Raw genomic sequence first — 15,502 nt, 5'->3', positions numbered from 1 at the left:
ATAAAATATGATAATAGAACCAAAAACTAGAGGGTTTATATGTTTAACATCACATCCAACAGGTTGTGAGAAAAATGTATTGAATCAGATAGAATATATAAAATCAAAACCAACAACCAATGGCCCTAAAAACGTATTAGTTATTGGAGCTTCAACAGGTTTTGGTTTGGCATCAAGAATAACAAGTGCTTACGGCTCTAATGCCTCAACCATTGGCGTGTTTTTTGAAAAGCCACCAACAGAAGGGCGTCCAGCGTCACCAGGCTGGTACAATAGTGCCGCTTTTGAAACACAAGCACATAAAGATGGTTTGTATGCTAAGAGTATTAATGGTGATGCCTTTTCTAATGAAATTAAAGCACAAACTTTAAAATTGATTCAAGACGATTTAGGGAAAATCGATATGTTGATTTACAGTTTGGCTTCACCGGTAAGAACGCATCCAGATACTGGAGAACGTTTTAAATCGGTATTAAAGCCTATTGGCGATACGTTTACCAATAATACGGTTGATTTTCATACAGGAGTCGTAAAAGAAATATCAATAGCACCATGTTCTGGTGATGATATTGACAATACCATTGCTGTAATGGGCGGTGAAGATTGGAAAATGTGGATTGACCTATTAAAATCTGCTGATGTTTTATCGGAAGATTTTAAAACGGTTGCCTATTCTTATATTGGCCCTTCATTAACCGAAGCGGTTTATAGAAAAGGAACGATTGGTCGCGCTAAAGATCATTTAGAAGCCACTGCTTTTGAAATTACTGATGCGTTAAAAGATATCAACGGAAAAGGTTATGTGTCTGTAAACAAAGCTCTAGTAACACAGGCGAGTTCTGCAATTCCTGTAATTCCGTTGTACATTTCGTTATTGTATAAAGTGATGAAAGAAGAGGGAATTCATGAAGGTTGTATTGAGCAAATAGAGCGTTTATTTAACGAGCGTTTATATGCTGAAGATTTACAATTGGATGAGCAAGGACGAATTCGTATTGACGATTGGGAAATGCGTGATGATATCCAAGCTAAAGTGTTAGAACTTTGGAAAGAAGCTACAACTGAAACGTTACCAAACATTGGTGATTTAGAAGGTTATAAAACGGATTTCTTTAACTTATTTGGCTTTAATGTTGAAGGAGTTGATTACGATAAAGATGTTGATGAAATGGTGGCTATTCCTGGATTACAAGCATAGATAGACTAAAACGTAAATATTATGAAAAGCGGATTTCTGAATAGATTTTCGCTTTTTTTATGAATTTAAAGTTGTTTCGCGGAGGAGTGGTGTGGAGATTGGGGGATGCGGTGATGCGGTGATGCGGTGATGCGGTGATATGGTGGTGTGGAGATTGGGGGATGCGGAATGTTATGCAGAACAGCTGCGGAGATTTACGGCGTTATCTTTAGAAGATAGTTTAAATTCATCTTGTTTTTTTCTTTACACGTCCACTGTAAGCTATAACTGCGATTGAAAACTAAGAATCAAAGTTCTTGAATTAAATCAGAAATACGTAAGCGGTTACTGTAGTCATATTCATTGATATCTCTAACAAAACAATACCTACTAATCTCACCGCTTTTTACCTTTTTGGCTAAGACTTCTACTTTAAAAGGACCGAATTCTTTTGATTTTTCGATGTAGTAGAATTCATGGTCATAAATAGCTGAACTCACTTTATTTTTGTATTTATCTTTTAAAAAATCTTGAATATCTTCTACTGAATTTAAGTCGTTATCATAATTACTCGCATTGATGTACATTGCAAATTCGTCTCTATTTTGGTTATTAAGCACTAAAATATCGTCATCTTTAAAATAGGCTTCTACCGTTATATGACCATCCTCAGTTTCAATAGAAAATATATTCTGAATGCTAATACTCCAAGACGTTTTAATGATGTTGTCTTTTCTGCTAATTTCTAGAACATTATCTGCTTTAAAGGTGTAGATAGACTTCTTTTTAGAAATGCCATTCACTAAAATCCAAGGCTTATTTATAAAATGCGCATCGTGATGATGCTCGTAATTAAAAGGTGTTAAATTAGGAATAGCGTTATGTAAGTCGTCGCTCATTAAGGGGTTTTTCAGTACAATAGCTGTTGCTATGTAACGTTTAGATTTGGGTGATTATTTTCTTAAAGTTAAAAATTTTCTAAACGTTTCAAAACTTCTTCCTTATAACTTCGACTAACGGAAAGCACTTTTCGATTAACTGTAACATGTTCATTTGTAAACGACTCTATTTGAGTGGCTGCCACAATATAAAATCGGTGAATGTTAAAGTTAAAGGCTTCAATGGCATTCCTCTTAGCGTAAAAGAGGAGGGGGGGCTAACAATAAAACCTACTAAAAAGTAAGATGATCGTATCTTCTAAGGCTGTTTTGCATGTATTTAAACCCTATATCAACTGTATTTTAGAATCTATTTTTAATTTTAAGGTATTTGTTTTAAGTGTTATGGAGCTGTTTTAAGTGATTTGTAATCGTAAGACTTCTTTTTTTAATTAAAATAAGTGAAAAATTTTAAAAGAATTGTGACCTTAATTAAAATCTAGTGTCTTAACTTTATTAGCTAATAATAACCGACAAAATATTCCCTTGACAAAAGACGCTTTTCATAGCCTAACCGATGAAGCGCTCGTAGAAGCAATCGTTAAAACCAACGACACTATGTTGTTTGAGCTGCTTTATGACAGGTATGCCTCAATGGTTTATAATAAGTGTTATGGGTTTGCCAACGGTGTTGACGAAGCCAAAGATTTGACTCAAGATGTGTTTTTGCGAGTTTTTGTAAAATTAGCTAGCTTTAAAGGAAAATCTAAATTTTCAACATGGTTGTATGCTTTTACATATAATCATTGTGTGAATTATGTGACTAGAAATACGGCGAAGAAATTTGAAAAAAAATCAATTAGCTCTGAAATTATTGATATTGAAAATATAGGAGAAGATATTGATTCTACTCTCGAATTTGAAAATATGAGAGTTGAGCATTTGAAGGAAGTCATGGAACTTATCTCACCAGATGAAAAAATGATTTTATTATTAAAATATCAAGATAATTTATCAATAAAAGAATTAGCTGACGCTTTAGATATTGGAGAAAGCGCAGTAAAAATGCGATTAAAAAGAGCAAAAGATAAACTTGTACTTAAGTACACAAATTATACGAAAGATGGAGAATCCATTTAAGCAATTAGATCGACCTTTAAAGGAGGTTCCTTTGGAATTGAAAGAGAAAGTTATGCATGATATTGCCTTAGCTAAACTTTTTATGGAACTGGCTGAATTATTTTCGTATAACATAGGGCATATTATAGATAGCGTAACGAGTAAAAGAACAAAAGAAAATAAGTAATACAAGATAAAATTATTAGTATGGAAAAAGTAACAGAGTTTAAAGATATTGCCATGCAATCATTGACAACAATGTGGTTTGAGATCACTAAAATTTTCCCCAATATTATTGGGGCATTAATTGTTATAATTATAGGTTGGGTTGTAACAAAGCTTATTGTTAAGCTAATAAAGAAGGTTTTAAAATTAGCAAAAGCCAATAAATTAGATGATAAGTTAAATGAGATTGAAATTGTAGAAGGTAAAAAACTCAATTTTGATACCGTTAAGATTGTGTCCAATTTCGTGAAATGGATTATGTATATCATTTTATTAATAACGGCATCTGATATTATGGGATTAGAGATTATTTCTAATCAGATTAGTGCTTTATTATCTTATTTACCTCATTTATTTGCAGCGCTCATTATTTTTATCATTGGTTTAATCTTTGCGAATTTTGTGAAGAACGGATTAAAATCATTATTTGAATCTATGGACTTGTCTGGCGGCAAGATGATTAGTCAAATTGTCTTTTTTCTACTGCTGACATTTATATCGATTACGGCTTTAAACCAAGCAGGTATCAATACAGAAATCATTTCTAATAACATTAATATGATTATTGCAGCTTTCTTGGTCGCATTTGCGATTGCATTTGGTTTAGGAGCGCGTGAGGTTGTGAGTAAATTATTAAATACGTTTTATGCTCGAAAGACCTTTGAAGTTGGACAGAACATTATTTTTAATGATAAGCCTTATACTATAGAAGCGGTACAGAGCATCTCAGTAATATTGAAAAATTCGGAAGGGAAACTAGTTGTTCCTATAAAAGAAATCGTAGAAAATCAAGTACAAATGCAGGATTAACTATAGGTTAGGGTTATAGATTTTATATTTTTATAAAATGCAATCCTGCAAGTACTTGACGTGTTTAAAAATCCTTTTCATTCTATTGATTAGGATTTTTAGCATTAATACATAGTTGTATTACTGCTATAAGGTATAATAGTAATTAAAAGCTAAGCTAATTAAGGAATTGATAAATTACAATGATATTTATCATTATTGTAAACTTTAGCGTTGTTATGATTTATTGGCTCTAATAAAATCAGAAATTAAATAGGTCATTAGTTTTCCAACTTTAGTTTCTGTGTTTTGGGTGGGAGCAGCTTCACAAATATGTAAATAGGCTGCATTTTCGTGTTGCCCTAAATAGTTTACAAATTGCCGCGCTTGTTTTACACTAAAGCCACTAGGTGTCATCGCACTACTTGGGATGTTTCTTATAGCATCACAATCAATTTCAATACCAAATTTTTTATGAGCTACAAAATCTAAAGCCGTTTTCATTTCAGGCACAAACTTGAGTTCGTTTCTAACTTCAATAGCTTCGTAGGTATTGTATTTTATGTTTTTTACTTTCTTTATTGTTTTTAATAAAGTATCTGAAGTATAATTTTCGTGTAAGCCAAAAATAAAATAGTTCTTTAAAAAACCTTCAGCAAAAGCATAACTAAATCCGTTACCACTATGCCGACCTTCTTCAGCTCTAAAATCAGAATGGGCATCAAAGTTAACGACGTTTATTTTATTGTCGTTTGCCAAAGCACAGCCTTTTATGTTTCCATAAGCATTGTTATGACCACCTCCTACAATTATTGGAATTTTACCAGCTTTAATAATTGATGATACAACATAAGTAACGTCTTTATCTATAGTCTCTACAAGACTTCTAACTTTAGACATTTGCTTTTTTTTAGACAAATCAAAATTAGCAATAGATTCTCTGAGTTCAGGATATTCTAAGTGGCCTAGTATGAGGACGCGTTTTGCTTGGGTAAAGTCATTACTCTGTATATTTAACAAAACTTTTAGAGTTGCTTCCCAAGCTTTGTAAGCGCCTGGTTTTCCATAGTTTGCAGTCACTCCGATATCTTCCTTTATACCAAAAATAACATAGTCAACATCTAAATGAACAATATCATCGTATATCTCAGTGAGGTTTGGTAATACCTGAATATGTTCACCAAATTTGGTTTCACCTTTACGTTTCTTTAAAAGCAGTTGTTGTTCTTTTTCTGTAAATACTATAAGATGTTCCATTGGGATAAATAATTATAATAATAAATTAAAAGTACATTTTTATTTAATTACTTTGGCCTCTAATTTCGATTAAAAAAAACAAGAATTAACAATACTTAAAACAAACAATTTATGGAAGGTTCACAAAAATCAAGTACAGGGTTAAAGGTAGGATTAGGCATATTATTAGTATTATTCTTAGTCACTGCATTTTACACTTCTAAACTTTACAGCGAGAAGCAAGAGAATGAAAAATTATTAATGAGTGAAAAGAAGCAAGTCTTGAATGATCTTAATAATATGGCAAAAGATTATGACGAAGCTATTGCTGAAAATGAAATTAAAAATCAAGATTTAATTGCTGCTAGAGAACGTATTCAAGGTTTAATGGATTCTTTAAAAGTATCTCAAAATAGTGTTGGTAGTTTATGGGGCTACAAGAAAAAATACATGGCTTTGCAAGAAGAGATGGATATTTTGTTAACTGAGAACGATCGTTTAAAAGGTGAAAACCAATATTTAGCGTCATCATTAGATAGTACACAAATTCAATTGGCTGAGCGTACCATGTTTACCGATTCATTATTAGTACAAAATACAGAGCTCGCCACAGTAGTTAAAGATGCGGCGGCATTACAAACCGTTGGTTTAGTTGGTATGGGAGTTATAGAAAGAAATAGTGGTAAACAAATACCAACAGAACGCGCAAGTAGAAGTGATAAAATAAAAGTGTGTTTTACAGTGGCAAAAAATATGCTAACCGAAAGTGGAGATAAAGAATTATATGTTCAAGTTATCGATCCTAAAAATAATGTATTAGGTTCTAACGATCAGATTGAATTTGAGGATGACGTTTTAAACTACAGTTTAATTAGTCGATTTAACTACGAGAATAGAAACTTAAACATTTGCGAATATATCAATGAGTTAGAGGATTCTAAATTTGAAAAAGGACGTTACACCGTTAATGTGTTTAGTGATAAAGCATTAATTTCTACTTCAGAGTTTGAATTAAAGTAAACCTCAATTGTTAATCGATTGTAAAAAAAATCCAGAAGGTTAACTTCTGGATTTTTTTTATTTTAAGACTTGACCATTAATGATGACTTGCTCAACAGGATTGTGAGCAAAGGCATAGGGTATTTCGCTATAATGATTCATTGGTTTTGTTATGATGAGATTTGCTTTTTTACCACGAGTTATGCTTCCATACATATTACTTATTCCCATCGCATAAGCTCCATTTACAGTTGCTGCGTTTATAGCTTCTTCTGGAGTTAATCTTAGTTTTACGCAAGCCGCGCTAACTACAAAATTCATATTACCACTAGGTGAAGATCCTGGATTGTAATCTGTAGCGATAGCTAAAGGCAAACCGGCATCGATAATCTTACGACCTTGTGTATACGGAATACTTAAAAAATAGGAGCAACCAGGTAAGGCAACAGGTATGGTTTCACTTCCTTTTAATGCTTCAATGTCATCATCATTAAGTTCTTCTAAGTGATCTACAGATAAAGCGTTGTATTTTACACCAAGAGCAATACCTCCTAGAATATTAAATTGGTTAACATGAAGTTTAGGTCGTAAATTGAATTTTTCACCAGCTTTTAATATGGCTTCAGTATCGTTTATATCAAAATAACCTTCTTCACAAAATACATCAACATAATTAGTAATGTTTAACTCTGCCGCTTTAGGAATTAAGTCTTCTGTGATATATTTTATATAGTCTTCTTTCTTTGTTTTGAATTCTTCAGGAATCGCATGAGCCGCTAGTAACGTTGGTATAATGACACCTAAACTTTCTTGTTTCATACGTTTTATAACGCGGAGCATTTTTAATTCTGCTTCCACGGTTAAGCCATAGCCTGTTTTTATTTCTACAGCTCCAGTTCCCATTGCAATGAGTTTATTCAATCGTTTTATGGATTGTTCAAATAACTCCTCTTCAGAGGTCTCTTGAAGTGTTTTAGCGGAATTTAAAATTCCACCACCTTTATTGGCTATTTCGGCATAAGACAGGCCATTTATTCGGTCTACAAATTCAGAGGTTCTATCACCTGCATATACAATATGCGTATGAGAGTCACACCAAGAAGGTAAAACTAATTTACCCGTTGCATCAATAACGGTTTCAGCATCAAACCCCTCGCAATCTTCCATGTTGCCAAATTCAATTATCGTATCATTCTCTATATAGAGATATGCATTTTCAATAATTGGTAACTTTTTCATAGCACTACCTTTAATAATGGTGGTGTTATAGTCATGAACTTGAATGAGTTGTTTAATGTTGGTAATGAGTAGAGACATCGTGTTGCTATTTTTGTAAAGATTGCTATTTTTTTGAACAAAAAAAACGCTAGTAACAATTTACTAGCGTTTCAAATGTTTTTAATAGTAATATTTTAACTTTTAATAAATTTTGAAGTTAATTTGTTATCTATTTTTATGGTATAGACACCTGTTTGTAATTCAGAAACATTAAGGGTTTCCCCATTGTTTAATTTCTGTTCTAATATTTGTTTTCCTAAGACATTAAATACGGAAACGGTAATACTTTTGTTGAAGCCTTCAAAATTTAAGACATCTTTCGCTGGGTTAGGGTAGATGTTAATTGTATTTAATTCTGAAACATCAACACTTAATCCATTAAGTATATTTTCTATCCATTCTACGGTATCACTATGATTTCCTACTACAGCGATATCAATATCAGAATCGCCATCAAAATCAGCGGCCGTAATATCTAACATTTGATGGTTGTTCTCTATTATTAATTGCGGTGTAGCACTTGGAGATGCATCAGCAGCTCCTTTAAACCAAATAATAGCATCATCTGAAGATCCGTAATCTGTTAATATAAAATCATTTAAACCATCTTCGTCAATATCTGTAACTAAAAAAGCTCCAGGTCTTGCCATAATACTTGCGTCAGAAACTGTAGTTGCTGTTGATGTACCATTTTTTATTTTATTAAACCATTTTACATCACCTGAGAGGTTATCTAGTTTAACAACATCCATAGTACCATCATTGTTTACATCTGCAAACGCAACACTTAACAGAAAAGAACTTCCAGTATCTACCGTTTCCGTATCTTTAATCCACGAAACGGTTGAAGTAGGATCTGGGGCTGAACCATCAAATTGATTGTAATATATTTCTAATGATCCGGTATTATAAAAACCAACTAAAACATCTAAATCACCATCGGCATCAAAATCAGCTACATCAACATAATAAGGACCGTCTGACGTACCACTTTCTATATCTGATTCGGCAGTAAAATTACCAGAACCATCACCAGAATACCATTGCGTTCTGTTGTTATTATAAGACGGTGTAATTAAATCGATGTGATTATCACCATTGATATCACCAGCAATCACTTGTCCTGGTCCACCAATAGAATTATCAATAGCCGTTTCTGTATACACATAAGAAGCGTCCATACTAGTTGAACTTAAGTAATAAACTAACTTATTTTGGATTGCGGATGTTGCCACGATATCAGCAGCTCCATCTTCATTAACATCTGCTAAAATTAAGCCATCCACCCATCTAATGGTTGATGATACCGTAATTTGAATTGGGAAATTACCAGTTCCATCGTTTAAATAACATTTGATATAATCTTGATCTGGGACACCTTCATTGTAATTATAAGTTGCCATTACAATATCAATATCACCATCACCATCAATATCACCAGAATCAATTTCATATGCTTCGTCTCCTGTGTCTGGATCAATGTTCTTTAGTACCCAATCTTGTGAGTAGTTTAAATTACTGATTCCAGAAACTAGTATAAACATGAGTAGTGTTTTCTTCATAATGTTTCAATTTATTTGTACGAATATAATAATTAATTCTAAAATAATGCATTTTAACGATGATTTTGGTGTTTGGTCGTTATTTTAAAGTGCCCACCATGTTTTCTGGTTTTACCCATTCGTCATAATCTTCAGCAGTAACATACCCTAAATTCACAGCTTCTTCTTTTAAGGTCGTACCATTTTTATGTGCTGTATTTGCAATTTCGGCAGCTTTGTAATAGCCTATTTTAGTGTTTAACGCCGTAACTAACATTAACGAGTTGTTCAATAATTCTTTAATCACTTGGTGATTAGGTTCTATGCCACTCGCACAATGTTCTTCAAAGCTAACGCAAGCATCCCCTAAAAGTTGAGCCGACTGTAAGATATTAGCTGCCATCATTGGTTTAAATACATTAAGCTCGTAATGGCCTTGTGTACCACCAACAGAAATGGCTACATCGTTACCCATAACTTGTGCACAAACCATTGTTAAGGCTTCACATTGTGTTGGATTTACTTTTCCTGGCATAATTGAACTACCTGGTTCGTTAGCAGGAATGATAATTTCACCAATTCCAGAACGCGGTCCAGAAGCCATCATTCTAATGTCGTTAGCTATTTTGTTTAAAGAAACCGCTAATAATTTTAAAGCACCGTGTGTTTCTACGATAGCATCGTGAGCCGCTAAAGCTTCAAATTTATTTTCAGCCGTAACAAAAGGTAATCCTGTAAATTCAGAAATATATTTTGCAACTAAAACATCATAGCCCTCAGGTGTGTTTAATCCTGTTCCAACAGCGGTTCCACCTAAAGCTAATTCGCTTAAATGTGCTAAGGTATGTTCTAAGGCTTTTAATCCATGATCTAATTGCGAGACATAACCCGAGAATTCTTGACCTAAAGTTAACGGTGTAGCATCCATTAAGTGAGTACGACCAATTTTTACAACAGTCTTAAACTCTTGTGCTTTTTTATGAAGCGTATTACGTAACTGAATAACTCCTGGTATAGTCGTTTCAACCACTTTCTTATACACCGCAATATGCATTCCTGTTGGAAATGTATCGTTAGAGGATTGCGATTTATTAACGTCATCGTTAGGTTGAATTGTTTTTTCGCCTTCACCTATAACTTTTCCAGCAATTTGATGAGCACGGTTAGCAATTACTTCATTAACGTTCATGTTACTTTGTGTACCAGAACCAGTTTGCCATATTACCAAAGGAAATTGATCATTATGCTTGCCTTCTAAAATTTCATCACAAACTTGTGCAATTAAATCACGCTTCTCTTTTGATAAAACCTCTAGTTCACAATTGGTATAAGCTGCTGCTTTTTTTAGATAAGCAAAACCATATACAATCTCTAATGGCATTGAGGCAGAAGCTCCAATTTTAAAGTTGTTACGAGAGCGTTCTGTCTGTGCTCCCCAAAGTTTGTCGGCAGGTACTTTAACCTCGCCCATGGTGTCTTTTTCTATTCGATAATTCATGTGTACTTTTTTTTATTGCATTACAAAATTAAAGGTTTTGTTAGTTTATATGATAATATCTAAGGTTTTATTTGAACCGATTTTAATTCAAATAGTTAATAAGTTATATAAATATTTCGACATCGTTTTATCAATGCTGTTTTTATGGATTTATGAGGTTCTAAGTCATCATTAAAAAAGAATGCACAATGAGTATTGGGTAGTTATATTGAATTTATGCTATTTAAAACGGTTAAATGTATATTGCCTTTGGGCTTGGTGCAATTGAAAAACCGTAATACAATAGCGTCTTTAAAAAGGGGTAAAAAAAGAGAACTTCAAAGCACAAAGTTGACCGTTCAGTTTTTTAAAACTATTTTAGCTTCGTCTTTTTGTTAAAAACGATGACCAAATCAACTGCATATGGCAACAAATCAAGAACTTATTGATAAATTAATTGATAAATTGGAACTGCTTTTTAAAAAGCAAGCCGAGTTTTCTTCTGAAATTAATAGTTTAAAAGAGGAATTGTATCACTTAAAATCGGGTACTGTTGAAGACAAACCGATTCCAAATAAGGAGGACATACAACCAGAAGTATTCCCTAAAAAGGAGGTAGAACTTCCTGTAAATACGATTACTCAAGCTAGCCAATCTATTGATCGAGTACCTCAATCAATTAAAGAGACCAATAATCAAAATACGTTTATTGAGGCGCAAGAAGACATTATTACTAAACAAAAGCCTAAAGAAAAATCGAGCTTAGAGAAGTTTATAGGTGAAAATATTCTTAATAAAATTGGAATTATTATCACTATTATTGGAGTTGCTATTGGTGCTAAATACTCGATTGAAAATGATTTAATCAGTCCTTTAACGCGAATTATTCTTGGTTATTTAACAGCCATTGGCTTATTAGGATTTGGTATTAAATTGAAAGAAAAGTATGAGTCTTATAGTGCTGTTTTGGTTAGCGGTTCTATTGTAATCCTATATTTTATCACCTTTTTTGCCTATAGTTTTTACGATTTAATACCTCAGGTTTTTGCGTTTGCACTCATGGTAATTTTCACCACCTTTACAGTGGTTGCTGCCATAAGTTATAATAAGCAAGTGATTGCGCATATTGGGCTCGTAGGAGCTTATGCTGTGCCGTTTTTACTGAGTAATGGTTCTGGACAAGTGGCGGTTTTATTTAGTTACATGGTGATTATTAATATTGGCATATTAGTACTTTCATTTAAAAAATATTGGAAATCATTATACTATTCAGCCTTTATGTTTACATGGTTGATCTATGGATCATGGTTCTTTTTTGAATACTATGAAGACGAGCAGTTTAGTTTAGCTTTAACTTTTTTGAGTTTATTCTTTATTATTTTTTACATCACATTTTTAGCCTATAAAATGCTGAGAAAAGAAGCGTTTAAAACGAGTGATGTTGTATTGTTACTCCTTAATTCATTTTTATTTTTTGGATTTGGTTATGCTACGCTTAATGAAGATAGTATTGGTTCGCAGCTTTTAGGTTTGTTTACACTTGGTAATGCGGTTATTCATTTTATTGTTAGTGTTATATTTTATAAGAACAAACTGGGGGATAAAAACTTGTTTTATTTAGCATCCGCAATGGTGTTGGTTTTTATTACAATTACAATTCCGGTACAATTAGATGGTAATTGGGTGACGCTTTTATGGGTAAGTGAAGCGGCTTTATTATTTTGGTTGGGTAGAACCAAAGGTATTAAGGTTTACGAAAAATTAGCGTACCCGCTAATGCTTTTAGCTTTTATAAGTCTTTTGCAAGATTGGTCTTTTGCCTATAGTGCTTATTACGGTTTGGATGTAGAAGATCAATTGACTTTTATTGCTAATAGTCATTTCCTAACCTCGTTATTATTTGTTTCTGCCTTTGGAGTTATTGTTTGGTTGTCTAGAAAAGAGGACTATACGTCTGCTTTAAAGCCGACTTCAATTTGGTACCGATTGCTTGCTTATGCTATTCCTTCGATATTAGTGTTTAGTGCTTACTATGCCTTTAGATTAGAAATTGAAATGTATTGGGATCAATTGTATCATACTACAAACTTATCCATCACAACTCAAGAGCATAACAGGGAGTCCATCTTTAATTATGATTTAAGAGATTTTAAAACCATTTGGGTTCTTAATTATTCTTTATTATTTGTGACCTTATTCTCTTTCATTAATTTCAAGTTTATAAAACATAAATTATTAGAGAAAATCATATTAGGTCTAACTGTAATCACCATATTTGTGTTTTTAACGCAAGGGTTATTAGCATTGAGTGATCTCAGAGAAAGTTATATGAATCCTTCGGAATATTTTGCTCAAAGCAGCTTTTATTTATGGATTCGCTATGTCTGTTTTATCTTTTTAGCACTTGCTTTATCGACGTGTTATAAATTTATTAAACGCGAAGGGATTACCAAAGGCTATAAAATAGCATACGATATCATACTTCATGTATCCATGCTTTGGGTGTTGAGTAGTGAGTTTATTCATTGGATGCATTTGTCTGAATCGACGCAATCGTATAAACTAGGGTTGAGCATACTTTGGGGTGTGTATTCGTTCTTGTTAATTGCGTTTGGCATTTGGAAAAACAAAGTTTATTTACGAATTGGAGGCATGGCTTTATTTGGCATAACTTTAATAAAACTCTTCTTTTACGATATTGTACATCTAAATACCATTTCTAAAACCATAGTGTTTGTGTCTCTTGGTGTGTTACTTTTAATTATTTCGTTTTTATACAATAAATACAAAAATCAAATTTCAGATGACGTTAACAACTAGGTTATTTATAGGGTTTCTTATAGGCTGTACCACATTTTGTGCTGCTCAAATAGAAACTTATAATTATAAAAGGGCACTTAATGAAGTGAATGACGAGTGGCATAAAATCTCTTTGCCAAAACCGGTATTTGGAAAGCTGAAATCGGATTTGTCAGACCTTCGAATTTATGGAATCACAGCTCAAAGCGATAGCATTGAGGCCCCGTATTTGTTGCAAGTGCTTTCTGAAAAGGTCGTTAGTAAAACGATACCATTTGATATCATTAATAAAACGAAAGGAGCGAATGGCTATTATTTTACCTTTCAGTTAAATTCTGAGGATATTATTAATCAGATTCATCTAAATTTTAAGGAGCAAAATTTTGATTGGAGGATAGAATTGCAAGGCAGTCAAAATCAACAAGAATGGTTTACAATTCTTGAAGATTATAGAATTATGTCTATTAAAAATGAAACGACGAATTTTAAATTTACAAGGCTTGATTTTCCGGATGCTAAATACCGTTTTTTTAGACTTTTAGTAAAGCAAAATGATTCACCAGAATTAATATCAGCAGAACTTATTAAATATGAAATTACAGAGGGAAGCTTTGTAAATCATGTCATTAAGACCATTGTAACTATAGACGACAAGAAGCAAAAAGCGACCACTATTAATTTAGACTTAGAACAATCGGTATCTATAAGCCAATTAGATATTGATGTTGCTAATACGTTTGATTATTACAGGCCTTTAAAAATTGAATATAAAAGTGATAGTGTAAAAACCGAAAAAGGTTGGAAATATACCTATAGAACGCTTAAAAATGCGACACTAAACTCGCTTGAAGCCAATCGTTTTAAAGTTCCGAATACCATTGTTAAACATCTAAGAATAACAATTTATAATGGGGATAATCAGCCACTGAACCTAAAAGATATTTCTGTAAAAGGTTACGAGCATCAATTAGTGGGACGATTTACAGAACCAGCAGATTATATGTTGGTTTATGGTAAGCCTGCAGCGAGAATACCAAATTATGACATTGCTAAGTTTGAAACTAAAATTCCTAAAGACTTAAAAGCTCTAACCCTAGGCAAGGAGCAATTTATAATGAAGCCAAAACATCAAAAATTACAACCACTATTTGAAAATAAGTATTGGCTTTGGGGAATTATAACTGTTGTGATTTTAATTCTTGGAGGCTTTACATTGAAGATGCTAAAGAAGAGCTAGTCTCTTTTATTATTATCCTAAGATCTTCCCATCAACCATAGTCAACTTTCGGTCTGCCATTTCTGCTAATTCTTGGTTATGTGTAACGATGACAAAGGTTTGATTAAACTCATCTCTAAGTTTGAAGAATAGATTATGAAGTTGATCTGCAGATTCGCTATCTAAATTCCCAGAAGGTTCATCAGCAAAAATGATATTCGGGTTGTTAATTAACGCTCTAGCGACAGCCACTCGTTGTTGCTCCCCTCCAGACATACTATTAGGTTTGTGATGAATGCGATCCTTTAGTCCTAAATAATCTAATAACTCAATAGCGCGCTTTTCGGCATCTGCTTTCGGTGTGTTATTAATAAACGCAGGAATACATACATTCTCTAAAGCAGAAAACTCGGGTAGCAACTGATGAAACTGAAATATAAAACCAATATTTTTATTTCTAAACTTCGCTAAAGCTTTATCGTTTAGTGTTTTTATCGATTGATCATTTATAACCAGTTCAGTACCTGGTTTATAATCGGGTTTGTCTAAAGTGCCTAAAATTTGAAGAAGTGTGGTTTTACCAGCACCAGAAGCACCAACAATTGAAATAATTTCACCTTCGGTAATAGTTAGGTCAACCCCTTTTAAGACCTGAAGATCTTTATAGGCTTTCTTAATCTGCTTTGCGGAAATAACGGTTTTACTCATACAATGTGAAAGTAATACTTAATCCCTAATTTTACAAAACTAAGATTCAGATTTATTAGG

At 32.9% G+C, this 15,502-nt stretch carries 13 protein-coding genes; 7 read left to right on the top strand and 6 right to left on the bottom strand.

Going from position 1 to position 15,502, the window contains the following annotated elements:
- The first annotated feature begins 7 nt into the window (after positions 1-7).
- Positions 8-1,198 carry an enoyl-ACP reductase FabV gene (gene fabV / locus ACXGSQ_RS13770; protein WP_458626732.1) on the top strand — a complete coding sequence of 397 codons (1,191 nt, stop codon included), beginning with the start codon at positions 8-10 and terminating at the stop codon, positions 1,196-1,198.
- Between the two features lie 287 nt (positions 1,199-1,485).
- Here the strand turns inward: fabV and ACXGSQ_RS13765 are convergent, their stop codons facing one another.
- On the bottom strand, positions 1,486-2,076 hold the full coding sequence (locus ACXGSQ_RS13765) for a hypothetical protein (protein ID WP_458626731.1): 591 nt from the start codon (positions 2,074-2,076) through the stop codon (positions 1,486-1,488).
- Between the two features lie 525 nt (positions 2,077-2,601).
- Here ACXGSQ_RS13765 and ACXGSQ_RS13760 point away from each other — a divergent pair.
- Genes ACXGSQ_RS13760 through ACXGSQ_RS13750 form a run of 3 tightly spaced genes read left to right on the top strand, consistent with a single transcriptional unit; the run spans position 2,602 to position 4,209 of the window.
- Positions 2,602-3,195, top strand: coding sequence for an RNA polymerase sigma factor (locus ACXGSQ_RS13760; RefSeq protein WP_458626730.1), 594 nt, complete (start codon positions 2,602-2,604; stop codon positions 3,193-3,195).
- Positions 3,179-3,361, top strand: a complete 183-nt coding sequence (locus ACXGSQ_RS13755) for a hypothetical protein (protein ID WP_458626729.1) — start codon at positions 3,179-3,181, stop codon at positions 3,359-3,361. The genes ACXGSQ_RS13760 and ACXGSQ_RS13755 overlap by 17 nt, the downstream gene beginning before the upstream one ends.
- A gap of 20 nt (positions 3,362-3,381) precedes the next feature.
- Entirely contained in the window at positions 3,382-4,209 is an 828-nt protein-coding gene (locus ACXGSQ_RS13750) for a mechanosensitive ion channel family protein (RefSeq protein WP_458626728.1), read from the top strand.
- A 216-nt stretch (positions 4,210-4,425) separates the two neighbouring features.
- On the opposite strand, the gene ACXGSQ_RS13745 is transcribed toward ACXGSQ_RS13750, so the two are convergent.
- Positions 4,426-5,445 (bottom strand): formimidoylglutamase, encoded by a 1,020-nt coding sequence (locus ACXGSQ_RS13745; protein WP_458626727.1) that lies wholly within the window; start codon positions 5,443-5,445, stop codon positions 4,426-4,428.
- Positions 5,446-5,556: 111 nt separating this feature from the next.
- Here ACXGSQ_RS13745 and ACXGSQ_RS13740 point away from each other — a divergent pair, with 111 nt between their 5' ends.
- Positions 5,557-6,444 (top strand): chromosome partitioning protein ParA, encoded by an 888-nt coding sequence (locus ACXGSQ_RS13740; protein WP_458626726.1) that lies wholly within the window; start codon positions 5,557-5,559, stop codon positions 6,442-6,444.
- Between the two features lie 57 nt (positions 6,445-6,501).
- On the opposite strand, the gene hutI is transcribed toward ACXGSQ_RS13740, so the two are convergent.
- The 3 genes from hutI to fumC all read right to left on the bottom strand — a co-directional run bounded on the left by hutI (position 6,502) and on the right by fumC (position 10,740).
- The gene (hutI, locus tag ACXGSQ_RS13735; RefSeq protein ID WP_458626725.1) at positions 6,502-7,740 is read right to left on the bottom strand and encodes an imidazolonepropionase; all 1,239 of its coding nucleotides are present in this window, start codon (positions 7,738-7,740) and stop codon (positions 6,502-6,504) included.
- A 95-nt stretch (positions 7,741-7,835) separates the two neighbouring features.
- Positions 7,836-9,263, bottom strand: coding sequence for an FG-GAP-like repeat-containing protein (locus ACXGSQ_RS13730; RefSeq protein WP_458626724.1), 1,428 nt, complete (start codon positions 9,261-9,263; stop codon positions 7,836-7,838).
- Positions 9,264-9,342: 79 nt separating this feature from the next.
- Entirely contained in the window at positions 9,343-10,740 is a 1,398-nt protein-coding gene (gene fumC, locus ACXGSQ_RS13725) for a class II fumarate hydratase (protein ID WP_458626723.1), read from the bottom strand.
- 402 nt (positions 10,741-11,142) lie between these two features.
- On the opposite strand from fumC, the gene ACXGSQ_RS13720 reads away from it, so the two are divergent.
- Together ACXGSQ_RS13720 and ACXGSQ_RS13715 are read left to right on the top strand one after the other, a co-directional pair.
- Positions 11,143-13,539, top strand: coding sequence for a DUF2339 domain-containing protein (locus ACXGSQ_RS13720; protein WP_458626722.1), 2,397 nt, complete (start codon positions 11,143-11,145; stop codon positions 13,537-13,539).
- Entirely contained in the window at positions 13,523-14,755 is a 1,233-nt protein-coding gene (locus ACXGSQ_RS13715) for a DUF3999 family protein (protein WP_458626721.1), read from the top strand. Before ACXGSQ_RS13720 ends, ACXGSQ_RS13715 begins: the two co-directional genes overlap by 17 nt.
- A 12-nt stretch (positions 14,756-14,767) precedes the next feature.
- Here ACXGSQ_RS13715 and ACXGSQ_RS13710 read toward each other — a convergent pair whose 3' ends face one another.
- Positions 14,768-15,442 carry an ABC transporter ATP-binding protein gene (locus ACXGSQ_RS13710; protein ID WP_458626720.1) on the bottom strand — a complete coding sequence of 225 codons (675 nt, stop codon included), beginning with the start codon at positions 15,440-15,442 and terminating at the stop codon, positions 14,768-14,770.
- Positions 15,443-15,502: the final 60 nt, after the last annotated feature.

The sequence above is a fragment of the Winogradskyella sp. PC D3.3 genome, from assembly GCF_054366245.1.
This window is presented reverse-complemented; position numbering and strand designations above follow the sequence as displayed.